At 71.3% G+C, this 24,811-nt stretch carries 18 protein-coding genes and 1 tRNA gene; 13 read left to right on the top strand and 6 right to left on the bottom strand.

Annotated elements, in window-relative coordinates; genetic code table 11:
- Positions 1 to 64 precede the first annotated feature (64 nt).
- A complete protein-coding gene (locus MYK68_RS13405) occupies positions 65 to 2,062 on the top strand; it encodes an OPT family oligopeptide transporter (protein WP_247864178.1) in 1,998 nt (665 codons plus the stop codon).
- 135 nt (positions 2,063 to 2,197) lie between these two features.
- On the opposite strand, the gene MYK68_RS13400 is transcribed toward MYK68_RS13405, so the two are convergent.
- The 3 genes from MYK68_RS13400 to MYK68_RS13390 all read right to left on the bottom strand — a co-directional run bounded on the left by MYK68_RS13400 (position 2,198) and on the right by MYK68_RS13390 (position 3,371).
- Positions 2,198 to 2,656: a TIGR02611 family protein gene (locus MYK68_RS13400; protein WP_247864177.1), complete on the bottom strand. Its 459-nt coding sequence runs from the start codon at positions 2,654 to 2,656 to the stop codon at positions 2,198 to 2,200.
- An 85-nt stretch (positions 2,657 to 2,741) separates the two neighbouring features.
- Complete coding sequence (locus tag MYK68_RS13395) at positions 2,742 to 3,041, bottom strand: hypothetical protein (protein WP_247864176.1); 300 nt, start codon at positions 3,039 to 3,041, stop codon at positions 2,742 to 2,744.
- Between the two features lie 27 nt (positions 3,042 to 3,068).
- Positions 3,069 to 3,371 (bottom strand): hypothetical protein, encoded by a 303-nt coding sequence (locus tag MYK68_RS13390; RefSeq protein WP_247864175.1) that lies wholly within the window; start codon positions 3,369 to 3,371, stop codon positions 3,069 to 3,071.
- A 121-nt stretch (positions 3,372 to 3,492) separates the two neighbouring features.
- Here MYK68_RS13390 and MYK68_RS13385 point away from each other — a divergent pair.
- From MYK68_RS13385 to MYK68_RS13335, 11 genes are all read left to right on the top strand, one after another.
- Positions 3,493 to 3,566: transfer RNA gene (locus tag MYK68_RS13385), tRNA-Ile, on the top strand.
- 191 nt (positions 3,567 to 3,757) lie between these two features.
- Positions 3,758 to 4,063, top strand: a complete 306-nt coding sequence (locus MYK68_RS13380; protein ID WP_247864174.1) for a M23 family metallopeptidase — start codon at positions 3,758 to 3,760, stop codon at positions 4,061 to 4,063.
- Positions 4,018 to 4,530, top strand: a complete 513-nt coding sequence (locus MYK68_RS13375; protein ID WP_247864173.1) for a peptidoglycan-binding domain-containing protein — start codon at positions 4,018 to 4,020, stop codon at positions 4,528 to 4,530. The genes MYK68_RS13380 and MYK68_RS13375 overlap by 46 nt, the downstream gene beginning before the upstream one ends.
- 59 nt (positions 4,531 to 4,589) lie before the next feature.
- A complete protein-coding gene (locus MYK68_RS13370) occupies positions 4,590 to 5,498 on the top strand; it encodes a peptidoglycan-binding domain-containing protein (RefSeq protein ID WP_247864172.1) in 909 nt (302 codons plus the stop codon).
- Positions 5,499 to 5,516: 18 nt separating this feature from the next.
- Positions 5,517 to 6,371: a hypothetical protein gene (locus tag MYK68_RS13365; RefSeq protein ID WP_247864171.1), complete on the top strand. Its 855-nt coding sequence runs from the start codon at positions 5,517 to 5,519 to the stop codon at positions 6,369 to 6,371.
- Between the two features lie 16 nt (positions 6,372 to 6,387).
- Positions 6,388 to 8,409, top strand: coding sequence for a DUF6603 domain-containing protein (locus MYK68_RS13360; RefSeq protein ID WP_247864170.1), 2,022 nt, complete (start codon positions 6,388 to 6,390; stop codon positions 8,407 to 8,409).
- Positions 8,409 to 12,149, top strand: coding sequence for a hypothetical protein (locus tag MYK68_RS13355; protein WP_247864169.1), 3,741 nt, complete (start codon positions 8,409 to 8,411; stop codon positions 12,147 to 12,149). Before MYK68_RS13360 ends, MYK68_RS13355 begins: the two co-directional genes overlap by 1 nt.
- 25 nt (positions 12,150 to 12,174) lie before the next feature.
- Positions 12,175 to 16,866 (top strand): hypothetical protein, encoded by a 4,692-nt coding sequence (locus MYK68_RS13350; RefSeq protein ID WP_247864168.1) that lies wholly within the window; start codon positions 12,175 to 12,177, stop codon positions 16,864 to 16,866.
- The gene (locus tag MYK68_RS13345) at positions 16,866 to 18,599 is read left to right on the top strand and encodes a hypothetical protein (protein WP_247864167.1); all 1,734 of its coding nucleotides are present in this window, start codon (positions 16,866 to 16,868) and stop codon (positions 18,597 to 18,599) included. Before MYK68_RS13350 ends, MYK68_RS13345 begins: the two co-directional genes overlap by 1 nt.
- Positions 18,600 to 18,616: 17 nt before the next feature.
- Positions 18,617 to 19,537: a hypothetical protein gene (locus tag MYK68_RS13340; protein WP_247864166.1), complete on the top strand. Its 921-nt coding sequence runs from the start codon at positions 18,617 to 18,619 to the stop codon at positions 19,535 to 19,537.
- A 416-nt stretch (positions 19,538 to 19,953) separates the two neighbouring features.
- Positions 19,954 to 20,730 carry a 3-oxoacyl-ACP reductase gene (locus MYK68_RS13335; RefSeq protein WP_247864165.1) on the top strand — a complete coding sequence of 259 codons (777 nt, stop codon included), beginning with the start codon at positions 19,954 to 19,956 and terminating at the stop codon, positions 20,728 to 20,730.
- Between the two features lie 7 nt (positions 20,731 to 20,737).
- Here MYK68_RS13335 and MYK68_RS13330 read toward each other — a convergent pair whose 3' ends face one another.
- Entirely contained in the window at positions 20,738 to 21,469 is a 732-nt protein-coding gene (locus MYK68_RS13330) for a hypothetical protein (RefSeq protein WP_247864164.1), read from the bottom strand.
- 95 nt (positions 21,470 to 21,564) lie between these two features.
- Here MYK68_RS13330 and MYK68_RS13325 point away from each other — a divergent pair, with 95 nt between their 5' ends.
- Positions 21,565 to 22,464, top strand: a complete 900-nt coding sequence (locus tag MYK68_RS13325) for a VOC family protein (protein WP_247864163.1) — start codon at positions 21,565 to 21,567, stop codon at positions 22,462 to 22,464.
- Positions 22,465 to 22,535: 71 nt separating this feature from the next.
- On the opposite strand, the gene MYK68_RS13320 is transcribed toward MYK68_RS13325, so the two are convergent.
- A complete protein-coding gene (locus MYK68_RS13320) occupies positions 22,536 to 24,188 on the bottom strand; it encodes an MDR family MFS transporter (protein ID WP_247864162.1) in 1,653 nt (550 codons plus the stop codon).
- Complete coding sequence (locus MYK68_RS13315; RefSeq protein WP_247864161.1) at positions 24,185 to 24,811, bottom strand: TetR/AcrR family transcriptional regulator; 627 nt, start codon at positions 24,809 to 24,811, stop codon at positions 24,185 to 24,187. The genes MYK68_RS13320 and MYK68_RS13315 overlap by 4 nt, the downstream gene beginning before the upstream one ends.

Here is a 24,811-nt window from a genome sequence, read left to right as displayed (position 1 = left end):
CGCGCGGGCGCGGCGGGGTTTAGGGTTTCTCTCAGTATCCAGGGGGCGATGAGGGAGAGTGCACATGACGACGACCCGCACCGAGAGGGCCCCGGGCGCTTCGGTCAAAGAACTGACACTGCGGGGCGTGATCCTGGGCGGCGTGATCACCCTGATCTTCACCGCCGCGAACGTCTACCTCGGTCTCAAAGTGGGTCTGACCTTCGCCACCGCCATCCCGGCCGCGGTGATCTCGATGTCGATCCTGCGGTACTTCGCCAACCACTCGGTGGTGGAGAACAACATCGTGCAGACGATCGCCTCGGCGGCGGGCACGCTGTCGGCGATCATCTTCGTGCTGCCGGGTCTGATCATGATCGGCTGGTGGACCGGATTCCCGTACTGGGAGACCGTCGCCGTCTGCGCGATCGGCGGCCTGCTCGGCGTCATGTATTCGATTCCGCTGCGGCGGGCGCTGGTGACCGGGTCCGACCTGCCGTATCCGGAGGGCGTCGCGGCCGCCGAGGTGCTCAAGGTCGGCGACAGCGAGGTCGGTGCCGAACAGAACCGCGGCGGTATGCGGATGATCGTCGTCGGGTCGCTGGCGGCGGCCGGGTTCTCGCTGCTGGCCTCTCTCAAGGTGCTCAGCAGTTCCGTCGCCGGGGCCTTCCGGATCGGCAGCGGTGCGACGATGTACGGCGCGAGTCTGTCGATGGCGCTGATCGGTGTCGGGCACCTGGTGGGTATCGGCGTCGGCATCGCGATGCTGATCGGCCTGGTGATCTCGTACTTCGTCCTGCTGCCCGTGCAGACCTGGGGCAGCCTGCCGAGCGGCGACCTCCTTGACAGTGTCGGCGGGGTGTTCAAGGACGACGTCCGGCTGATCGGCGCCGGTGCCATCGCCGTCGCGGCGGTCTGGACGCTGCTGACCCTGATCGTGCCGATCGTCCGCGGCATCGTCGAGTCGCTGGCCAGCGCGCGGGAGCGGCGCGACGGCGGCGAGGTCGACATCACCCAGCGGGACATCCCGATCCAGTGGGTCGGCCTCAGCGTCCTCGTCGCGATGATCCCGATCGGCTGGCTGCTGTGGGACTTCCTGCAGGGCACACCGCTGGCCCACAAGAGCGGCGGCATGGTCGCGGTCTCGGTGATCTTCGTGCTGCTGATCGGCCTGATCGTCGCCGCGGTGTGCGGCTACATGGCGGGCCTGATCGGGTCGTCGAACAGTCCGATCTCCGGTGTCGGGATCGTCGTGGTGCTGCTGGCGGCGGTGCTGCTCAAGCTCACCCACGGCAGCGAGGACGCGCTCGCCATGACCGCGTACACGCTGTTCACCGCCGCCGTCGTCTTCGGTGTCGCGACCATCTCCAACGACAACCTGCAGGACCTCAAGACCGGTCAGCTGGTCGGGGCGACGCCGTGGAAGCAGCAGGTGGCGCTCATCATCGGCGTCGGTTTCGGCGCGATCATCATTCCGCCGGTGCTCGGCCTGATGAACACCGCCTTCGGTTTCGAGGGAGCGCCGGGAGCGAAGGCCGACGCGCTGTCGGCGCCGCAGGCCGGGCTGATGTCGACCCTGGCCAAGGGCGTGTTCGGCAACGACCTGGACTGGAGCAAGATCTGGCTGGGCGTGGCGATCGGCGCGGCGGTGATCCTGGTCGACGAGATCCTCAAGCGCACCACGACCAAGTTGCGCGTGCCGCCGCTGGCCGTCGGCATGGGCATGTACCTGCCGATGGCGGTCACCCTGATCATCCCCGTCGGCGCGTTCATCGGGCGGGCCTACGACAAGTGGGCCGAGCGCGACGCCGGTGACGCCTCTCGCAAGAAGCGCCTCGGCATCCTGATGGCCACCGGCCTGATCGTCGGCGAGAGCCTGTACGGCGTGGTCTTCGCCGGGATCGTCGCCGGTTCCGGCAAGGACGAGCCGCTGGCGCTGCCGTTCATTCCGGCCGGCTACGGCGACTGGGCGGAGCTGGTCGGTGTGATCGTGTTCGCGCTGATCGTCGTCTGGCTGTACCGGTACGTCCGCACGACCGCGTCCAAGCCGTACGACGGCCCGCCGGTCACCTCGGAGCTGTAGCGCTTCGGGGCTGCGCGTTCGTGGCGCTTCCGGCCGCCGGGTGTCGCCCCCTTACCAGGGGTGCCCGGCACCCCGGCGTCGTTCTCGCCCCCTCCGCCGAGGGAGCGAGAACGAGCTGCGGGGCGACCGGGCGACTCACCGGGACAGCGGGGAGACCAGCCACGGCCAGTCGAGCCCGACCCAGCCGCCGGCCAGATGCAGCGCACCGGTGAGCCAGAGGGTGAGGAACACGATCGCGCAGGTCACGACGCCGAGCGTCGCCTGCGCAAGGCGGTTACCGTCGATGTGGTCGCGATACAGCCGGTTGAGCCAGTACATGATCGCGTGCCGGAGTTTTGCGGCCCACTCCAGTTCCTGGGAGAGGATCAGCAGGCCGAGGAAGACGATCGCCCAGCCCGGGCCGGGGTAGGGGATCGCGATGATGCCGGCCACGGTGACGACAGCGCCGACGAAGATGGTCACGTAGCGCAGCAGAAAGCCGAACCGGTGGTGGTACCGGACGTATCGGTAGCGGTCGCCGAGGCGCTTGATCAGGCCGGGCGACTCGTCGGCCGTGGTGTGGGCGTCGGTGGCGGTGGTTCCGTCGGCGGGCATGGCATCGATGATGCCGGGGCATCGCGCGCGCGTCGAGGCGGTGCGGAGTGCCGGGCACGACGTCCCCGTGCCCGCGGCGCGGCGGTCAGTGCAGCGCGATCGCCCCGCCGGTCGGAGTGTCGGTGGGCTTGTCACCGCCGCCGATGTCGCGGCCGATCCACACGCCGGAGGTGAGCTGCCGGTATTCGTGGCGGCTGAGTTCGACGCCCAGGAAGTCGCGGGCGAAGTCTGCGGCGTAGACCGGCTTGCCGTCGATCCGCGACACCGACGGCACCACGGCGGAACCGATGTCCCGGCCCCACAGGTAGTCCTTGTACACCCACGGCCCGCCGTCGCGGGTGGTGAAGGTGAGGGTCTTACCGAGGTTGCTCTGCGCGCGGGTCATCGGCCGGGCGGTGCGGTACGGCAGCGGCTACCCGTCGACCTGGAACATCGGCAGTAGCGAGATGGTCTTGGTTCCGGTCGGTACGGTGCCGAGTTCGGCGCCCTCGAACAGGGCCAGGATCTGCGAGGCGCTGCAATGGTTCATCAAGGAATCGACCGTGCGGGCATCGTCGGCGGGATCGACGACGCAGCGTTCCCGTGCGCCCGTCGAGGTGTCCGGATTCGGTACGGCGGCGGCGGTCCCGGCGCCGGCTACGACGGCCACCGCGAGTGCGCAGGAAGACAACAGCGTCGACGTGGAAGCGAAACGACGGATCCGGGAGATTCTCACCCTCCGAGTGTAGATCGATCGGATGACACCCGCAGGGGGTGCGACGCGGGTGCTCGGGTGCGCCGCGAAGGGTTGGTGGTGACCCGCTAGGCTCGTGGTGGCCCGGCTTCCGCCCGGTCAGGGGGCTATAGCTCAGTTGGTTAGAGCCGCGGACTCATAATCCGCTGGTCCCGGGTTCGAGCCCCGGTGGCCCCACCGTAAAACCGCAGGCCACGGCGTATTCGAGCCGTGGCCTGCGGTGCTTCCGGGCCGTCGCCGGCGGCCACTCGATGCGCGGGGCCCGATGCCGCTGAAGATCAGGTAGTGCACTACTCGATCCGCCGGGGCCGGGGGATCCAACACTTGAACCAGACACGGCGACCACGCCAGGTTCGAGGAGGAATCTCATGCCCGCTTTCGAGATGCAGTTGTCGAATCCGATCCGCACGGGCGGCCGGACCCAGAACTACGGGGGTCCGGGCGTCGGCGGACACAGCTTCGCCGCCGAGTGGTACATCGGCTACGGGATGGATCTGGGCGCGCCGGGCGGGACGCCGGTGTACGCGGCGTTCGACGGGCACGTCACGCGATTCAACACCGGGAACATCGACAAGACCTCCGGCAAGTCTTCGGCGCGGAGCTGTTCGTCCGCTCGCCCGACGACCGGATGGGCGGCTTTTACACGCACTTCCGGGAGGTACCCGCGGAGGTGAAGCCCGGCGCGACGATCTCTCGCGGCCAGTACCTCGGGACGCTGGTACCGGTCGCGGGCTCCCCGCACGTCCACCTCGCGCTGGTCGAGATCATCGGCACCAAGTACCAGGGCGTCAACCTGTATTCGTGGTTCGACGCGACGGTGGGGTCCGACGCGGAGTGCACGGTGACCTTTCACCAGGACGGCTCGGCGCCGTCGATCGACGGAGAGGGTTCCAGCCCGTCGTCGGGTCCGACGCCGTCGTCGAGCATCGACCTGCGGACCGTGCTGGGTGTGCAGCTGGCGCTCGTCGCACTCGGCTACGACCCCGGGACGCCCGACGGTATCCCGGGCCCGCGGACGACCGCGGCGGTGCGCGCGTTCCAGTCCGGCGCCGGGCTCACCGCCGACGGCGTGGCCGGCCCCAACACCCGTGCCGCGCTGAGCGCGGCGCTCAGCGCCCGCGGCATCACCAGCCAGTCGTAGCAGCCCGACACAAGCGGCCGTCGCCGCGCAGAACCACCGAATTCCAGGAGGACCCCGAAATGGCTTCATTGCAGAGCAAGATCTTCGCCGGCGACCAGGATCTGGCCCGGGTGCTGGACGGTTCGCTCCGGCTCGCCGCGAAAGGCACCCCGCCGTCGCCGGCACCGGTGTTGTCGAGCGGCCCCGCCGTGACGAAGGTTCAGCAGGCGCTGATCGCCCTCGGCTATCCGATGCCGAAGTACGGCGCCGACGGCGGCTTCGGGGGTGAGACCGGCAGCGCCGTCGCCGCGTTCAAACGGGACTGGCACCTGTCGCCCGCCGACCCGGTGGTGGGTCCCGGAACGATGGGTGCCCTCGACCGGGAGATGGTCGCCTACCAGAAGTCGTCGCCGACGCCCGGACCGGTGAATCCGGTCAAGCCCGACGGCCCGACACCGTCCGGCACGTCGAAGACGAGCCATCTCTCCGACCAGTTCTTCACCGACCTCAAAGCGCTGTGCGCCGAGATGAACTGCTCTCCGGTCGACCTGCTCGGCGTGATGAACAGCGAGAGCGGGGTGAAGCCGTGGGCGCAGCATCCGACGTCGAAGGCCACCGGGCTGATCCAGTTCATGCCGGACCGACTCAAGGAGTACCAGTTCGCCGGAGGACCGGACGAGTTCAAGAAGCTGAGCGCGGTGGCCCAGCTCCCGTACGTGCGGCGCTACTACTGGGGCTACCGGAAATACCTGACGTCGGCCGGCCGGATGTACCAGGCGACCTTCCTCCCGGCGACGCTCGCCGGTACCGACGAAGACGCCGCGATCTGCGGAAAGGCGGGCCCGTACGCGTGGGCGTACACGGCGAACCCGGGTCTCGACACCAACAAGGACGGCGTGATCACCGCCCGCGATCTCAGCGACCGGATCGGCAGCCTGCAGCGCGGGCCGTACTGGGACGAGCTGATGCAGCGGCTCGCCCGGGCCTGAGCGATACGGAGCCGACCGATGAACGCCACGCCGATCGAACGCCCCGAAGACTTGGGTGCGGTGGTGACCGATCTGCTGTCTTCGATCGCCGGGCAGGCGGCGCAGGCCCCCGACCGGGTCGCCGAACTGTTCGACGCGGCACGACAGGACGCCGAGAAGACCGCGGGCGACACCCTCCGGGCACTGCGCGACGCGGTGGAGCATCCGGACTGGGTGTCGTTGCTGATCCTGATTCTGGTGAAGGTCGCCGAACTCGACCCGGAGCACATGCGGGTCGAGGTGATCGACGGCGGCGACGTCGCCGGGACTGCCTGGGCGCGGGCCATCGGCATCACCTACACGCCGGACGACGTCGGGCCGGGCGGGGGGAGCGCCACGCTCGCGGTGGCGTTGCGCGAGACCTCGACTTCCCAAGCGGCGCAGGGGATCATCTTGCGCACCAGCGCGCAGATGACCGCCGGCGTGCCGCACACCGAGGCCCTGAGCGTCACGTGCAGCAGCACCGGAAAGGCGGAGTTCCGGTGGCCGTTCGGCGGTGCCCTCGCGGTGCCGGACCCCGGCGGAGACCTCACGGCGTCGATCTCCTGGACACCGCTGACCGATCCGATCAAGGCACCGCCGGACGTCGCGCACCTGCTCGTCGGCCCGCTCTCCGCCCGCGTCGCCCTGACGGCGGGCCCGGGCGGCCCCGCGTACGCGGTGACGCTGGGTATCGGTGACGACCGCCGCAGCGGCGTTCACGCCGCCGTCGACCCGTTGGCACTCCTGGGACCGTTCGGCTCGATGGTGAACATCGCGGCGGTCGACTACTCGCCGTCGCTGGAGCTCGCGTCGCAACAGTCGCCGAGGTTCTCCCTCGGCGCCGCCCACTGACGAGGAGAGATCGATCATGAGCGGATCACACGCACACGCCGAACTGGAACTGGGCGGCAGTGTCGCCGGGACGTCGTCGTCGCTGGAGGTGGCCCTGGTGGTCGGGGCCGAGGTGAACGAGATACCGGGGATCACCTTCGCCGTCGACCGGATGGGCGCGAAGGCGGTGCTGCTGCTGGTGCTCGACGACGGCGGGCCGCGGCTCGACGCTCGCGCCGAACCGATCTACCCGTCCGGGGCGCTGGCCTCGATCGCGCTGCCGCCGGTCACCGGTGGCGGCTACTTCAGCCACGACGGCGACACGTGGAGCGGGGCGCTCTCCGCCGACCTCGGCCCGCTCAGCGTCGACGGCTTCGGCATCCTGACCCTGCCCCGCGACGGGGACCCCTCGGTCCTGGTGATGCTGACCGGCACGTTCACCCCGCCGATTCAGCTGTCCTTCGGATTCACCCTCGTCGGGGTCGGCGGCATCGTCGGCATCAACCGGCGCGCCGACCGCAACGCCCTGGAACAGGCGCTGCACGCCGGCGTCCTGGGCGACCTGATGTTCCCGCGCCACGCGGTGGCCGATGCGCCGCGACTCCTCCCGGCCCTGGGCACCTGCTTCCCGCCGTCGCCGGGCTCGACCGTCGTCGGGCCGATGCTCAAACTCGGCTGGGGCACCCCGACTCTCGTCTCCGCGTCGGTCGCCGTGCTGATCAGCGACGCGAACGTCTACCTCCTCGGCAAGGTCGCCATCACGCTGCCGCACGAGGACCTGGCGCTCATCGACCTGCGGGCCACGATCCTCGGCTCCATCACCGGCGCCGGCCTGTCGATCCAGGCCAGCCTCGCCGGTTCCAGCATCGTCGGACTCGCCGTCACCGGCGACCTGTCGCTGCGCATCCGCGGCGGCGACGACCCGCTCTTCGAACTGTCCGCCGGCGGATTCCACCCGCAGTACCGCGAACCCGGCCGCCCGGAACTGGCGCGGATCGGCGCGGAACTCTCACCCGGCCCGTTCCTCCGTGTCCGCCTCGGCGCGTACCTCGCGGTGACGTCCAACTCGGTCCAGTTCGGTGCCGCCGCCGACCTGCACGCCGGAATCGGCGGCTTCGGGATCTCCGGCGGATTCAGCTTCGACGCGCTGATGACACTGAGCCCCTTCGCCTTCACCGCCGATCTCGAAGCGCACGTCAGCATCGATTGCGCGGACTTCAGCGTCGGCAGCGTCACGCTGTCCGGGCACTTCTCCGGGCCGGCACCCTGGCGTATCCGCGGCCGCGCCAGCGTTCACGTGCTGTTCTGGAAGGTCACCGTCACCCTCCCGGAGATCACCTGGGGGTCGTCGACCGCCGACGCCCTGCCGCCCGGGCGCGACCCGCTCGCGGCCCTGCGCGACCAGGTCGGGGTGCCCGCGAACTGGACCGATCTGAGCACCTCCCAGCCCGAACTGGTGCAACGACGGCCCCGGCCCGCCGAGGCGGCGCTGCTGCATCCGATGACGACGCTGAACTTCCGGCAGAACGCGGTCCCGCTGGGCACGCCGATCACCCGGATGGACGGGCTACCGCTGCCCGAGGAGACCGTGCTGAACGCGCAGACCGCCGGTGACACGACGGTGAGCCACGGCAAGTTCGCGCCCGGCCAGTTCCTGGCGCTCGACGACGACAAGCAGTTGACCAGTGCCGGATACGCGACCTACCCGGACGGCTTCGTGCTCAACCATCAGGAAGCGCGGACCGGGACGATGGTGGCGCGCGACGTCAGCACCGTCGAGACCGAGGTGCACGGCCTGCCGTCCGGCCTGCTGGCCTTCGACATGGTGGCGGTCGGCGTCGCCCTCCCGACCCGGCTCGCCGAGTCGGCCGGCACCTACCTGACCGTGCGGGATCCGGCGCAGTCGACGATCGCGAACAAGCACGATCTGGCGGCGGCCGAACACCTCGCCACCGCGGTCACGACCCGCGACACGGCGAGCCTCGGTGCCGCGCTGACCACGATGCCGTTCACCGCCGCAGCCCGGCTGCAGGTGGTCCCGATCTGGGAGACGCTGTGATGGAGACCTATTCGACGCTGCAATTCGGGTCGTGGACCCGGCGTGGACTGGGCGCCGCCACGGATGCCGGGATCACCTCGAGCCGGGTGAACCGCCGGGTGCAGATGGCGGTCACCGTGTCCGCGCACGCCGGCCCGAGCGACCGCACCGATGTCGCGCAGTCGCCGTCGTTCGCGCTGCTCGGCCCGGCCGATGTGATCGGAGTGGCGCCCGGCCAGATCGTCCGCCGCACACCCGAGGAGGGGGATCAGCGCCAGGAGCCCAACTATCTCGCGGCCATCGAGTTCGCCCACCCGGACATGCCGTGGCTGCTCAGCCTGGCGCCGACCGGGCCCGCCGACGCGCTGACGCCCTGGCTGATGCTGATCGTGCTGCCGCGCGACCGGTCCGGGCCGATCGGACCGGCACCCGTCGACGCCCCGTGCCGCCGGATGATCACCCTGCCGTCCGCGGACTCCGTTCCGGCACCCGCAGCGACGGCGGCCTTCGCGCACGTGCAGGCCAGAACCGAGAACGCCGACCTCGGACGGGGCGCCGACATGCTGTCGCGCGCGGAGCCGGGCGCCGCGTCCAGGATCGTCTGCCCGACGCGGCTGCTCCCGGACACCGAATACGTGGCGGCGCTGGTGCCCACGTACCGGGCCGGGGTCGCGGTCGGCCTCGGGATTCCGGGGACGGTGTCCGGCGACCTGTGGCAGCCGTCCGCGGGGCTGGAACTTCCGGTGTACGCCGAGTGGACCTTCCACACCGGCGCCGCGGGCGACTTCAAGACGCTGTGCCGCCGGCTCCACCCCGTCGGCTCCGCGGTGTCGGCGCAGATCGGCACACGATCGGTCGCGATCGAAGCGGTGGCCTCCCGCATGTACACCGAGGCGCCGGAGGCCACGTTCGACGGCGTCGCTACGGTCCCGACCGTCCTGACACGCATCCCGCGCGATCCGGAGTCGCACCAGGCGCTCGGGTCGATCCCGCGGTCGTCGTTCGATCCGCTCGCGGTGACGCCGCCGGCGTCGGCGCAGATCCTGCACAGCAGGCTCGCCGCCCTGGTCGACGTCGGCGCCGGCCAGACGAGCGACGATCCGATCGTCGGCCCGCCGCTGTACGGGCAGTGGGCGGCGTGCGCCACCGCCGTCCGGCAGTCGCCGCTGTCCGGTACTGCCGATCCGGCCGGACGGCCGACCTGGCTGGAACAACTCAATCTCGACCCGGCCGCGCGGATCGCCGCGGGCGTCGGCGTCGGGGTGGTGCGCCGCGACCAGGAAGAACTGATGACGCAGGCCTGGACGCAGCTGCAAAGCGTCGTCGACGCGAACCGGCTGGCGCGCTGGGCCGGGCTGTACGCGCTGTCGGCGGCGCAACTCCACCGCAAGGTCACCGCACTCCCGGAAGGTGAGGCGTTCGCACTGCTGTCGCCGGCCGCGGCCCGCATCCGCGTCGACGGCGGCGAGACCATGCTCGCCACCCTCGACAAGAGCACCGTCTCACCGGCACTGGTGTCGCCCGCGATGAGCCGCGTCGCCCGCTACGGCGTCGCCGCGATCGCGAAGACACCCGCGGCGGCCCTCTCACAGAACAGCATCGTGGTGGCACTCGCCGGCAAGTTCGCCGCCGGCGCCGACACGGTGCTGCCGGCCACGATCACCGGCACCCGCGGCATCGACCATCAGGTGCTGGTCGACCTCAGCGAAGACCCCCGGATGCGCGACGACTTCCGCAAGCAACTCGGCGGCGAGGATCCGCGAAAACTGGTCGACCAGGTCTTCGACGTCGCCGCGACGATCAAGGAGCTCGGCGGCAAGATCAACCCGGCGGCGGAGCCGGGCCTCACGCCGTTCGCGCCGGGCATCGTGCTCACCGACGCGGTGAAGGACCGGATCGGCCTGGCCGGGATCACCGTCGACCGGTCACAGTTCGCGGTGCCCGACCTCTTCCAGCGGCCCGAACTGGCCGCCGCAGAAGGCTCCAGCGTGCTCACCAAGGTGGTCACCGTCAAGCTGGCCGACGCGGCGAAGATCGACACGGCGCCCACCACGAAGATCGGGCACGCCGCGACGATCGAGACGGGGCACGTCACGAAGATCGCCGGAAAAGGGGCGTTCACGGAGGGGCCGGGGCTCACCGAGGGCGCGGCGGTCACCGGTACCGACAAGATCGGCACGAAGATCACCGGATCGCATGTGATGACCACCGGCCGGATCGGCACCGGACTCGACCTCACGCGCATCGGACCCAGACTCACCGACCTCGGTGCGGGGGAGTTCCCGACGTTCGCCGCCAGTCCGCTGGTCGGCATACACACCATCACCGGCTCTGGGCCGGTCCCGGCGTCGGGCATCTTCGATGAGATCATCGCGCAGGGCCAGGACGCCGACGCTTCGGTCGTCGTGGTCAAGGCCGGCGAGCACCACGCCGACACCGTCCAACTCGACCTGGGCAAGGTGTCGCGGGCGCTCCGCTCGGTCCTCGACGGATCCGACGGCGACGCCCTGCCGGTCGCGCAGGTGGTGGCGCGGATCGACCGCGCGCCGGTCTCCGCGGCGGCGTCGTCGATCACCCGCGTCGCCTGGGGGGACGACTTCGACGAGCAGCTGTCGGTCAGCACCGCCCTGCAGTCGAGCGCGATGAGCCTGCTCGGCCTGCCCGACACCGAAACGCGCACGCTGGCGCTGCTTCCGCAGTTCGACGCCGGCACCGCTCGCCGGCTCGGGGACGCGGTCGCGAGCGTGGTGAAGTGGGACGTCGCCGCCGCCGCGCTCAGTCCCGGCATCGGCGACCTGGAGACGGTGACCCCGGTGTCGGCGGCCGCCACCCTCACCGCCGGGATGGAACCGCTCGCCGCCTACACCAAGATGATCGACTGGGCGGTCCAGATCGGCCCGGCGGAGGGGGCGGTGCGCCGCGCCTCCGTGTTCCATCCGGCGCAGGCCGCGCCGCGTTTCGCCGACCCGGTCGCCGCACGGCTGACGGAACTCGACAAGAACTGGATGCTCGGCGGCGTCGACCAGGTGCCGTCCGATTCGGTGTCCCTGCTGGCGGTCAACACGCGGTTCGTCGAGAGCGTCTTGGCCGGTGCGAACCACGAAATGGCCCGTGAACTGCTGTGGCGCGGCTATCCGACGGACCAGCGCGGCACCTGCTTCCGGTCGTTCTGGCCGGGCGTCGAGGACATCACCGCCATGGACGGCTGGGGTGGTCGCGATCTGGGGGAGCATCGCGCGGGCGGAGGCGGCCCGCTGATCGCGGTGCTGGTCCGCGGCGAGCTGCTGCGCCGCTACCCGGGGACGCTCGTCTCGCTGGTCAAAGGCGAGGCGGCCGTGCACGACGGCTCGGCGGCCTTCACTCTCGCCGAGGAGATCCGGCCGATCTCGTCCGGCCCGATCGGCGGTGACGTCTTCTACTTCGTGCTGCCGCTGGATCCCGCGCGGCTGACCGCCGAACAGAACTCGGTGAGCCCGACCGGCGCGGACGGCTGGTTCATCTCCCTGCAGGAACCGGCGCACGACGCCCGGTTCGGTCTGGTCGAGTCGCCGCGCGGTGCGCCGCACGTCGCCAACAAGCAGCGGGACACCGCCGCGAAAGACCCGTGGGCGAGGTCGGACGACTGGTCGTGGGCCGGGGTCGCCGGCCCACACCTGAGCAGCGGCGACGGCTTCCTCGGCGCCAGCAGCGCCGAGGTCGGCGCCGCGCTGTTCCGCAAGCCCTTCCGCATGCTGCTGCTCGCCACCCAGTACATCGCCTGACAACCGTCGATCCGAGGAGATCCCGATGAAGCCGACACCGCCCCCGGACGGGCTGTGGACCGACCTGGACCCGGCCTATCCCGTCACGCTGCTGCCGATCCGCCTCGAGACCAGATTCTCGTCGCGCCTCGCCGAGGGTGCGTCGCCCGGTACCGCCGCGACGCGGACGCTGCTCGTCCGGATCTACCCCGACGACCTGACCGTCGCGCAGACCCGTGCCGGGTACTGGCCCGCCGAGGTGGCCGCCGGCCGCGAGTACTGGGACGCGCTCGGCGCCGCCCCGGCCGACGCGGAAGCGGAACTGACCGCGGTCGGTGCGCTCACCGGCCTGACCGACGCGGAGCGGGCGGCGCGCCTGAGCGCGGAAGCCGATGCCCTCGGTTTCCGGGCCTGGGAGGTCCTGGTCCGCCACGTCGGCCTCGAACGCGCGGTGCCGGTCGCCGAGGCCACCCGGGACGGCGCGGCACCCGTCGAGGAGCCGCGGCACGGTGCGCCCGTCGCCCGGCTGCTCCCGGACGCCTGGGTGATCACCGGTCAGGTGGACGGCCGGACGGTGTTCACGCACTATCTGCCACGCGTGCCGGGCGAACTGAAGACCGGTCCCGACCCGGAGGCGCCGGGCCTGTCGGCCACCGATCCCCGGCCGCTGGGCGACGACGAGGAGATCGCGTGGCTGGTCGACTTCCGGCGGGCCTGCGAGATCGGCATGGCCGCCGAGATCGACCTGCCCGATCAGTCGCCGGCCACCCGGCTGTCACGACTGACCGTCGTCGGCGTGGTCTCCGAGAGCCCCGACCGCGGGCCGGTCCAGCTCGCCGACGAACTGGCCGGCCTGCTGACCCGGGACGCCGCCGCCGGCCGCTGCGGACTGGTGCGGCAGGGCACGCCCACCAACCAGCTCGACGATCGCCGGTCCGGATACACCTCCACCCCCGACGTCTACACCGGACACCGGCTGCTGACGGGGCGGTCCGCGCCCGACGAGCGCGGCACCGCCGTCGTCACCGGCGACGGGCCCGACGGCCGGCGGCTCGAACGCGCACTCGGCCTCGACACCGGCGCGCTCAGCGGTGTCGACGGCTACGCCAACGCCGACGGGGACGCGGCCGGCGCGATGAACACGGCGCTCTTCCCGATCCTGCTGGGCGAGGCGATCGCTCACCTGGGCCGGCCCAACGCGGCGGGCAAGGGGAATCCCGTCCTGGCGCAGGGACGGCTCAACACGCTGCGCGACTTCGCCGCCGGACATGTGGCGCAGCACGTGCGCGCCCGCGGTCCGCTCCCTGTGGTCCGCGTCGGCGCGCAGCCGTACGGGGTGCTGCCGGTGCTGGCGCCGCGCCGCTGGGAGCCGCTGCCGTCCGACCCGGCCGAACTCGCCGGACTGGTCGCCCTGCTCAAGAAGTTGCGGTGGTTCTTCGAGCAGGCGGCCGCCCGGAGCCTGGTGACCGTCGCCGGGTCCGCGGCCGGGACCGGCGACGTCAGTGACCGCATCGCCCAGATCCTCGGCCGGTCGCCGGTCGCGCATCCCGGCGGATACCGGGTACGCAGCATCACCGACGGCATCACCGCGGCCTTCGGACAGGCCAAGGCATCCGGGAGCGGCTCGGGCCTGGCCGCCGATCTCGCGAACCGGGACGACGTGACGGAACGGGTCCTCGAGGTCGCCCGGCGCTTCATCACCTCGCTGAACCTGCTCCCGATCCTCAACCAGACCCTGTTCGCACCCCTGCACGTCGGCCGTGAACAACAGATGATCCAGCACGTGGCGACCGGAGCCGACGAGGCGACGGACTCGCGGCCCGGAACTGCGGAGTACCTGCGGGGACTGCTCGCCCCGGCCGGAAAGGAGGGGCCGGCGTCGCCGGATCTGCTCTACGTGCTCGCCACCAAGGCACTCGACGTCGGCATGGGCCTGGACCTGATGCGGTTGGCCGTCGAACTGGTGGATCTGCCGGGTCTCGAACCGCTCAGCGACGCGCCGGCGGAACTGGTGACGACCTACGACCTGATCGGCGACCGCAGCGTGTACCGGCCGGTGGCCGCGGCGCCCGGTCACCCCGCGGCGATCGGATCCAGCCTGGCGTTGTCCGCTCACCTGAACGTCGACCTCACGCACCTCACCGCCGACCCCGAGATCCACCACGCGGCGGAGAAGTACGGGGCGTCGAGCCCCGCCGATCTGATCGACAAGGTGGCCCGCGCCACCGACGCGGTCGAGGTGGGAACCGCGAAGCTCGCGGTGAACAACGGCTCCTCGCGCCGGGCCCTGACCACGCTGTGCGCGCTCGCCGAGGCGCACGGCTACACCACCGACGACTGGGAACGACTGGTCGGTGAGGCGCTGGACATCACCGCGACCCGGCTCGACGCCTGGTACACCTCCCTCGCGTCGGCCCGGCTCACCGCGCAGCGCGCCACCGCCGCGACCGGCACCCACCTCGGGGCATGGGGAGTCCTGCTCGACCTGGCCCCCGAGCCGGTGGTGCCGGCGACGGCACCGAACGGCTGGGCCGACCACCTCGCCGGTGCGGAACCGGCCGGCCCGGCGTCGCCGATGCGTGCGCCCCGTGCCGGCGCCGGCTTCGTCCACGCGCCGTCGATCCCGCAGGCGATCACCTCGGGAGTGCTGCGTGCCGGGGAACTGGCGGCATCGGACGCGGCCGACCCGCTCGCCAAGATCGACCTGACGTCCCGGCGTACCCGGCTGGCGCTCGACCTGTTCGACGCCCTCGCGCAAGGACAGAGCCTGGACGCGCTGCTCGGCTACCGCGCCGAACGCGTGCTGCAGGAACGGAAGGCGTACGCGCTGATCGCCGACTTGCGTGCGCGATTCCCACGGACACCGCCGTCGGCCACCACCCCCGATGCGGCCCCGTCGGCGGTGCTCGACGGCCTCGCGCTGCACCGGGCCACCGATACCGAGATCGCGGCGCTCGGCGGCGACCCGTCGTCGGCGGCCGCGCTGCACGCGGCCCGCGCCGAACTCACCGAGGTGGTGGACTCGATGTCCGACCTGCTGCTCGCCGACGGCGTCTACCAGCTGGCCAACGGCCGGATCGAGAACGCGGCGGGGTCGTTCACGGCGCTGGCCCAGGGTGCCCACGCGCCCCGCCCGCAGGTCGCCGACGAGCCACGATCGGGTCTCACGATCACCCACCGGGTGATCCTGGCCCTGGACCGCCCGGCGTCGCCGGACGATGCGGGCTGGCGCGACGACGCGCCGCGCGCCCGGCTGGCCCCGGAGACCGAGCGCTGGGCCCGCTCGATCCTCGGTGCCGCCACCGGGATCCCGATCACCCGCGGTACCGAACAGTCGACCCTCGACACCCTCGGCCTCTGCGCACTCGACGTGGTCTGCGAGTCGGTCCGCGGCGGTGAGCGGCGGCGGATCGCCGCGCGGGCCGAACTGCCGGAGACGACGCTGGCCATGGCCGAGGCGATCTACCGGACGCTGTCGACGGCCCGGCCGGTGATCCCCGCCGACGTGGTCCTGCCCGATCAGCCGGCGACCGCCGAGACGGCCGGCGTGGTGGCCGAGGTGCCGGGACCGGCCGTCGGCGAGCTGACCCGGATCGCCGGCGAGATCGCCGCGCAGGTGAGTGCGCTGGCGGCCGCGGCAGCGGCGGTGTCGACGGCCACCGCACCCGGCCCGGACGGACAGCAGCCGCCGCGGGTGCCCGTCGCGCTGATCGCGCCGCTGCGCGGCTGGGCGATCCCCGGAGCACTGCCCGCGGCCGCCGAGGCCGAGGACGGCACCGTCACCACCGAGGCCGCACTGACCTGCGCGATCGCCGCGCAGCAACTCGTTCTCGATGTGCTCGACGAGGTGCAGCGCGCCCAGCCGGACGCCGCCGCGCTGCCGCCCGGGGTGTCCCCGCTCGACCGGGCCGTCGACACCGCGAACGCGGCACGCGGCCTGGAACTCCTGGCCCACCATCCGTCGGCGCTGACCGTCCTCACCAAGATCGTGCGCAGGCTCGGCGGCGAGGCCGTGGTCCCGGCGATCGCGGTGGACCACGGGCTCGCGGAGCGCCGGGTGCCCGGCGTCGCGCCGCACGAGGTGAGCGAATGGCTCGCCCGCCTCGGACGGGTGCGCGGTCCGCTCGCCGCCTACGACGACCTGCGGCTCTTCCAGCAAGCCGCCGGGCGGGCGGCCGGTGGCCTGATACCGCATCACCTCCCGTGCGAGGACGGTCTCGCGTGGCTCGGCGGGCCGCTCGGGCCGGCCGAGAACGACGGCGACGGCCCGGTCAACGAGCTCCGCCGCTGGCGCCGTCCGGCCGAGCCGACCGCGCACGTCGTCGTCGCCGGCGATCCGGGACCCGGCACGCTGCACGGCCTGGTGCTCGACGAGGTGGCCGAGGTGCTGCCGGAACCGACCGTCACCACCGGGCTGGCCGTGCACTACAACGCGCCGAACGCGCGCCCGCCGCAGTCGATCCTGCTGGCCGTCCAGCCGGCCGCCGCCGGAAGCTGGGGGAGCGACCTGCTCACCGAGACCGTTCACGAGGCGATGGACCTGGCGCGGCTGCGGTCGGTGGATCTGACCGCGCTGGAGACCGTCGGACTCGACGCCTACCTGCCGCTCACCTACCTGCCGGTGGGCAACCCGGACCCGAGCATCGACTCGCTGGTGCCCACCACCTCCGGACCGCTTCTCCGCCTCGACATCCCGAACGCGGTCCGCAAGGCCAATCTCCGGAAAGGAGTCCGGTGATGAGCTGGGCCCGCATCGAACCGCACTGCGCCACCACCGCCGTCGACGAGGGACTGGCCGCGGCCGTCGCCGATCCGCTCTGGTTCCTGCTGCGGCAGTGGCAACTGGGCGAGCTGACCGGCGACGACGGCGGCACCCCCGTTTCGCTCGACGTCCAGGCGAGCTGGTCGCCGTTCGCGCGCTTCCGGGCTGCGGGCAGCGGCCCGGCCACGACGGTGGACCTCGCGGAGGACGGCGAACCCGTCGAACGGCTCGTGGAACGCCAGAACACGCTCACTCCCGACGATCCCGCGCGCACACCGTGGGCGGCGGCGGTCCGCGCGGGCCGGGCGCTTCTCGACCGCGTCGCCGAAGCCGATCCGGCCGCCGCCGAGCGGATCCGCGACTATCCGGCGTTCGCCTTCACTCCCGAGACCACGCGCCCGGCGGAGGCCGCCGGCCCCGATGACGACCTGTACCGCACCCTTCTGACCGGATCGCGGACCGTCGACGGCGTCCGCGTCTTCGCGTACCTCGACCAGCACGGCGGCCTGCCCCCGGAAGTGACCGGCGACAGCGGCGCCGACCTCGCGGAGGTGGTCGCGCGGTGGCGGACGGCGATGGACGCCGAATGGGGCATCGGTGCCGTCGCGGCGCCGGACAGCTGGATCGGCGACCGGCTGGAGTACTCGTTCGCGCTCGCCGCCCCGCCGCTTCCCGACGGCGGAACGGGGGTCGCCGAGTCGACCGGACCGGTCGTGCTCGCCGGAAGCGAATACGACGGCAGCGGAGTGTCGTGGGCGCAGGTCGACGCCGTGGATCCGGTGCCGGACTGGGCCGCCGACCTCACCGGCGGTCCCGGTACCGGGACGCGCATCGTGTCGCTGCTGCCGGCGCCGCTGAGCTATCCGTCGATGCCCGCCGACCGGTTCTGGGAGTTCGAGGACCGCCGGGTGAGTCTCGGCCGGGTCGGTGGCGGGTCGACCGACCTGGTCAAGATCCTCGCCGTCGACTTCGCCACGGTGTTCAGCCCCGACTGGTATCTCGCACCGGTGGAGGTGCCGGTCGGGGCGGTCGCCCGGGTGGACTGGGTGGTGGTGCGCGACACCTTCGGGTTCGCGACCCTGGCCGGCACCGCGGCGGGCGAGCAGACGAGCCGCTTCGGGCGGCAGTACCGCGCCGAGCCCGACGGTGGGGCGGGCTCGGCGCCGTCGTACATCGCGGTGCTCCCGAGCGTGCTCGCCTCGCTGACCTCGGCGCCGAGTGAGGACGTGTGCTTCCAGCGCGACGAGGGGGCCAACCTGGCCTGGGCCGTCGAACAGGCGGTGCCGGGGCCGAGTGGACGGCCGGTGACCCGGGACTGGTCGCTCGCCGACTTCGAGCCACCACCGGCGAACAGCGCGGACGCCGAACTGGTGTGGCGGCTCTCGACGCCCGTCCCGCGGAGCTGGACCCCGCTGGTGGCGACCCAGCCGAACGACGGCCGGTTCCTGCTGCCCGCGCGGATGTTCGACACGGCCACCGACGAGCTGCGCTCCGCGCTCGGCGACCTGGTCGCCGAACTGCGTGGCCGCGGAATCCGGGACGAGGAGATTCCGCCGGAGGGCATTCGCGTCCGGGTGCAGGACCAGCTCTGCCGCACCCCGGACGGCCGGACCTGGGTCTGGCGGGGACGGCAGAAAGACCTGTGGCGCGGGGAGGCCTCGTCCGGCCTGCGCTTCGACGACACCACACCGAACAACCGGAACAGCTGAATCACCAGGAGGAAGACATGACAACGATCACCATTGCAGGCAGCGTCGGGCGCGGCGGCAAGAACTTCCCGGCGGACGTCGAGAGCATCGGAGCGGCGTTGGCCGAGGTCGGGCCGGATCGGGGCGGGGCGGCGGAGCAGCCGTCGACGCCCGATGAGCTGATCGCCGCGATCGAACGATTCCAGGAACTGCAGGACCTGCCCGTCGCGGACGGCCGGGTGGACCCGGGCGGAGCGACGCTCGCGAAGATCGGTGCGGTCATCGATGCGACGGGTCAGCCGCCCGTGCCGCTCGTGGCCGGCGATCACCTCTGGTACTACGACGGCCAGGGCAACGACCGGGCCATCGCGGGGCCGCAGGTCTGCACGGCGCGGAACATCCCGCGCCGCACCTGGTTCCCGACGTCCAACCCGGGCGACCGGAACGACTACTGCGACAACGGCAAGCACATCTTCAACGTCGTCCTGTACGACACCGAACTGCGCATGGGGCAGCCGCAGTTGCTCGGCGGGAAGGGGACCTACGCGTGGCTCAACAACAATCCGGGAAACCTGACCAGCGACGGGGGCTCGTACGACCAGTTCCCCGGCAAGCTGAACTGGCACGACTTCATGATCTTCCCGGATCACGACACCGGCTTCGCGGCGATCCGCCCGTGGCTGCAACGGAACGGCTACCTGCCCCGCACCATCGAGGCGACGTTCCAGAAGTACGCGCCGCACGGTGACGGCCGCAATTCGCCGGAGCAGTACGCGGCCGACGTCGCCGCGGCCGCGGGAGTGCCGGCGTCGACCGTGCTCGCCGACCTGTCGGACGACCAATGGCAGTGCCTGCTGAACGGCATCGAGCGGGTCGAGGGCACGGTGGCGGGCACCCGGTTCACCTACGACGATCCGGACATCCCGGCGCTGATCGCCCAGGTGGCGCTCGAGGTCTGAGTGTCCGTGCGGCCGGACCGCCTTGTGCGACGGCGGCGTCCGTGATGGGATGGCGGAGCGACACGGGGTGCCGGTCGCGCTCTCTCCGGAGCGTGCATCGGCTGAGATGACACCCGTCGAACCTGATCCAGTTTGGCCGTGTTGCGAAAGTCCCTTTGCGGGCCTCGTCGGCCCGATGAACGGCTGGCTGCGTTGTCGTCGGTCAGGATACCGGCCGGTATCCCTCCCTCCTCCGCCTTGCCATCCGCCCATCGGACTCGCCGAATGCCTCGCAGAAGACTTTCGCAACACGGCCCAGCACTGGCGAAGGGATTGTCACGTTCGGCGTTCCGCGATGATCTGCGGGTCGTCACTGCGGCCCGGTCGGCGCCGGGCGACACGGCAGTCTCTCGCCCGACGCCCGAGAGGCACCCGATATGGCATTCCCGGTACGGTCCCTGTCTGAACAGATCGTCGTCGTGACCGGCGGCGCGCGAGGACTCGGCGCCGCCCTGAGCCGCGCCTTCCTCCGCGAAGGCGCCCGCGTGGTGATCGACTACCACTCGTCGAAGCGTGCGGCCGAGGCGCTCGCCGCCGAGTTCCCGGCGTCCGCGCTGCCGGTACGTGCCGACGTCCGCGACCGCGCGGACGTCGAGGCGATGATGGCCGGCGCGGCCGATCACTTCGGTGAACCGGTCACCACGGTCGTCAACAATGCTCTCGCCCACTTCACCTTCAACGGCGACGCCCGATCACCCGCGGACACCATCGGATACCCGGAGTTCGCGGCTCAGTTCGCCGGTTCCGGGGAAGGCTCGCTCAACGTGATCCAGTCGGCCGTGCCGGCTATGGCCGACGCGGGCTTCGGCCGGGTGATCAATATCGGTACCAACCTGTTCCAGCATCCCGTGGTGCCCTACCACGACTACACCGCCGCGAAGGCGGCGCTGCTCTCGCTGACGCGGACCTTTGCCGACGATCTCGGACCGCGCGGAATCACGGTCAACATGATCTCGGGCGGACTGCTCCGCACCACGGATGCGTCAGCGGCCACCCCGGAGCCGGTGTTCGATGCCATCGCCGCGGGCACCCCGCTGCGTACGGTCACGACGCCGGAACAGCTCGCCGACGCCGCACTGTTCTTCGCCTCGCCGTGGGCGCGCGGAGTGACCGGTCAGAACCTGATCGTCGACGGCGGCCTGGTGAAGGGCTGAGCCGGGTTCAGTGCGCTTCGGTGAGACCGAACGACGGGAAGAACACGTACGTGGTGCCGCCGCGTTTGACGGTGCCGTAGATGGCGCAGAGCACCAGGCCGGGACCGGTTTCGACGACGCCGCCGCGCACCCCGTTCGACGGGATCACCGCGAGGGCGCGTTTGAGGGCGCTGACCGGCGTGGAGTAGGCCGTCGCCGGGATCGGGGCGGCCTTGGCATGGCTGACGACGGCGTCGAGCACGGTGTCGATGAGACCGCCGAGCGGAGTGTCGAACCCGCCGCGCAGCGTGTTCAGGTTCAGCCAGGCGACATGGATGCCCGACTTGTCGCCGAAATCGGCGAAGATCCCGCCGACCGGCACGAATCCGCAGAGGATCTCACCGCGGCGGACCGCGTTGAGGCTGAAACCGGCGACGCTGAGGTTGCCGACGCCCGGCGTGTACGGGCCGGCCACCGCGCCGCCGACGCCGATCGGGAGCGTCAGATCGGTGCTGAAACCGAGCGTGGGGGTGAAGGCGTTGATGCCGAGCTGGCGGAGCAGCTTGTTGGCGGCGCTCACGCCCTCGGCGGGAATCTGCGGCGGCTGCACCGGCGCGTAGGAGCGGGCCACCTCGAGGGCCTTGCTCGCCGGGCGGGCCGCGGCCTGGGTCGCCGCATCGGCGGCACGGTTGACCAGCGACGATGCCTGATCGGCGACGGCGGAGAGTCGTCGAGCCCCGAGGTCGGCCACGCTGGTCATGGCCCAAACGATACAACGAACGTTGGCATGATCGACAATCAGTGACGGCGGACACGCACAATGGAGACGCACACCACTCGAGCCCGGAGGCTGCCATGGCGAAGATCGTCCCGAACATCTGGTGCAACGGCACCGCCGAAGAGGCCGCGGCGTTCTACGCGTCCGTCTTCCCCCGCACGCGGGGCGCGGTGATCGCCCGCTACCCCGACGAGGGGCTGCCGGACTTCCAGCGCGAGATGGCCGGGAAACCGCTGATGGCCGAGGTGGTGATCGACGGCTACCAGCTGATGCTGATCAACGCCGGGCCCGAATTCAGCCCCAACGAGTCGATCACCTTCCTGCTGAACTTCGACCCCGACCGCGACCCCGACGCCGCCGGCACGCTCGACGCGGTGTGGGCCGGCCTGGTCGACGGCGGCGAGGTGGTCCGGGAACTCGGCGAGTACCCGTTCAGCCCGCGCCACGGCTGGGTCCGCGACCGCTACGGCGTCACCTGGCAACTGCTGTTGAACAATCCCGACGGAGAGACGCGCCCGTTCGTGATGCCGTCGCTGCTGTTCTGCGGCCCCGCGCAGAACCGGGCGCGGGCGGCGATCACCAAGTACACCGGCCTGTTCCCCGATTCCGGGATCGGCATGGTGGTCGACTATTCGACGACCACCGGTGCGGTGCGCCCCGATTCGGTGATGTGGGGCGACTTCCGGCTGGCCGGCCAGTGGTTCACCGCGATGGACTCGATCGAGCCGCAGGACTTCTCGTTCACCTGCGGCGTGTCGTTCCAGGTGAACTGCGACGGCCAAGAGGAGATCGACCGGCTCTGGGCGGCGCTCTCGGCGGTCCCCGAGGCCGAGCAGTGCGGATGGTGCGCCGACGAGTTCGGTGTCAGCTGGCAGGTGGTGCCGGGCGACCTGGGTGAGCGGATGGTCACGCCGGAGGCGTACCGGGCGATGCTGGGCATGAAGAAGATCGTGCTGGCCGATCTCCCGCTTCCCTGAGCGCTTCGCCGGTATGACCGACGGCCGCGCGAGTCGGCGCGGCCGTCGGTCATGGGTGGTTCCGGGAGCCGTCAGACCCGAACGGGTTCGCGGGCGCCGTCGTCGGCGGACGCGCCGGTCGCCGGACCGCCGAAGGCGGTGATCCCGTCGCCGTCGTCGACCATCTCCAGCAGCTGGCCCTCGGCGAGGGACTCGGCCGGCGCCTCCTTCTGCACGCTGGTGGCCAGCGGCTTCGGCTCGATGAACAGCAGCGCGATCAGTGCGATCACCGCGAGCGGCACCAGGCACAGGAAGATCGGCAGCAGCGCGCCGTTGTAGGCGTGGATGATCGGCTGGCGTACCGCCTCGGGCAGGCCGTTCACCACCGAGGGGGTGAGCTGCTTCAGGGTGCTCTCGCCGCCCTCGGCGGGCAGCTCGCCGGAGGCCATCCGCCCCATGATGGCGTCGACCAGGCGCGAGGTGAAGATGGAGCCGACGATCGCCGAGCCCAGGGTGGCGCCGACCTGGCGGAAGTAGTTCATCGACGCCGTCGCGGTGCCGACGATCCGCAGTGGGAACGAGTTCTGCACGATCAGCGTCAGGATCTGCAGAGCGAGGCCGATACCGACGCCCAGAACGGCGAGGTAGGTGCACATCAGCCAGGTCGGGCTCTCGACGCGCAGGGTCGACAGCAGACCGAGGCCGACGGCGATGATCACCGAACCGACGATCGGGAACGCCTTGTACTTGCCGGTGGCGCTGACCACGCGGCCGGAACCGATGGAGGCCACCAGCAGGCCGCCCATCATCGGGATCATCAACAGACCGGCGTGTGTCGCGGTGACGTGGGTGACCATCTGGATGTAGGTCGGCATGTAGCCGAGCGCGCCGAACATGGCGACGCCGATCATCAGCGCGGCGATGGTGCTCAGGGTGAAGTTGCGGTCGGTGAACAGTGCCAGCGGGATCACCGGATTCTCGGCACGGGTCTCGGCCCAGCAGAAGGCCGCGGCCGCGGCGACGGTCGCCACGATCAGGCCGATGATCTGCGGGGAACCCCAGGCGTACTGTCCGCCGCCCCAGGTGCAGACCAGGACGAGCATGGTGGTGGCCGCGGCGATCAGGCTCATGCCGAGGTAGTCGAGCTTCGGGCGCTCGGTGCGCTCCACCGCGGGCAGCTTGAGGAAGACCAGGCAGGCGGCGAGGGCGAGGACGCCCAGCGGGATGTTGACCCAGAACGCCCAGCGCCAGCCGGGGCCGTCGGTCAGCCAGCCGCCGAGCAGCGGTCCGGCGACCGAGGAGACGGCGAAGACGGCACCGATGGCGCCCATGTAGCGGCCGCGGTCGCGGGCCGGGACGACGTCGGCGATGGCCGCCTGCGACAGGATCATCAGACCGCCGCCGCCGAGTCCCTGCAGGACGCGGGCGGCGATCAGGACGTCGATGTTCGGCGCGAGGCCGCCGACGATCGAGCCCACGATGAAGATGCCGATGGCCGCGAGGATCACCGGTTTGCGGCCGAGGAGGTCGCTGATGCGGCCGTAGACCGGCATCACGATGGTGCTGGCGAGGATGTAGGCGGTGATCACCCAGGTCATCTGCTCGACGCCGTTGAGCTGTCCGACGATGGTCGGCAGTGCGGTCGACAGCACGGTCTGGTTGAGGGAGGCCATCAGCATGGTGATCATCAGGCCGATGAAGAGGAAGAGGATGTTCCGGTTCTTGCCGGATACGGGCTGGGTCATGCGAGATCTTTCAGAGCGTTGCGGAAAGCGGTCATGGCGTTCTTGACGGCGGCGGGGTCGGGATCGTCGAACGGTCCGGGGTCGTCGCCGTGCGCGAAGCGGAGTACGGCGCCGGAGAGCAGGATCAGGGCGCGGGCGCTGTCGGCGGCGCTCGCCGGGCTGTGCTGCTGGGCCAGGCGCTCGGTGAGCGCGTCGACGAGCAGTTGTTGCGTCGCGTCGCGATGGGATCGGATCCGGTTGATGAGTTCCGGGTACCGGCCGACGATGACCGCGATGTCCTGACTCGGGCGGGGTCCGACGGAGGCCAAGGTGGTCACCGTCAGTTCGAGGGCCTGCGCGAAGCGATCGGCCCCCGCGTCGTCGCCGGCCGGGGGAGCCGGGTGGAGGAACGACTCCAGCGCGTGCGGTGGAATGCGCGGCTCCGAGATGCCGAGGACGGCGTCTTCCTTGGTGGGGAAGTAGTTGAAGAACGTACGACGGGAGACGCCGGCGCGTTCGGCGATGTCGCTGACCGTCGCGGCGGCGAGCCCGTCGCGCAGGGTCAGCTCGACGGCGGCGTCGTGAATGCGCCGGAGTGTCTCGGCGCGCTTCTGTTCACGCGGGCTGGTCGTAGTTTCTTGCAC

The organism is Gordonia sp. PP30, assembly GCF_023100845.1.
In the GTDB taxonomy this organism is placed as follows: domain Bacteria; phylum Actinomycetota; class Actinomycetes; order Mycobacteriales; family Mycobacteriaceae; genus Gordonia.
Note: the sequence above shows the minus strand (reverse complement) of the source record. Positions and strands in the feature narration are given on the sequence as shown.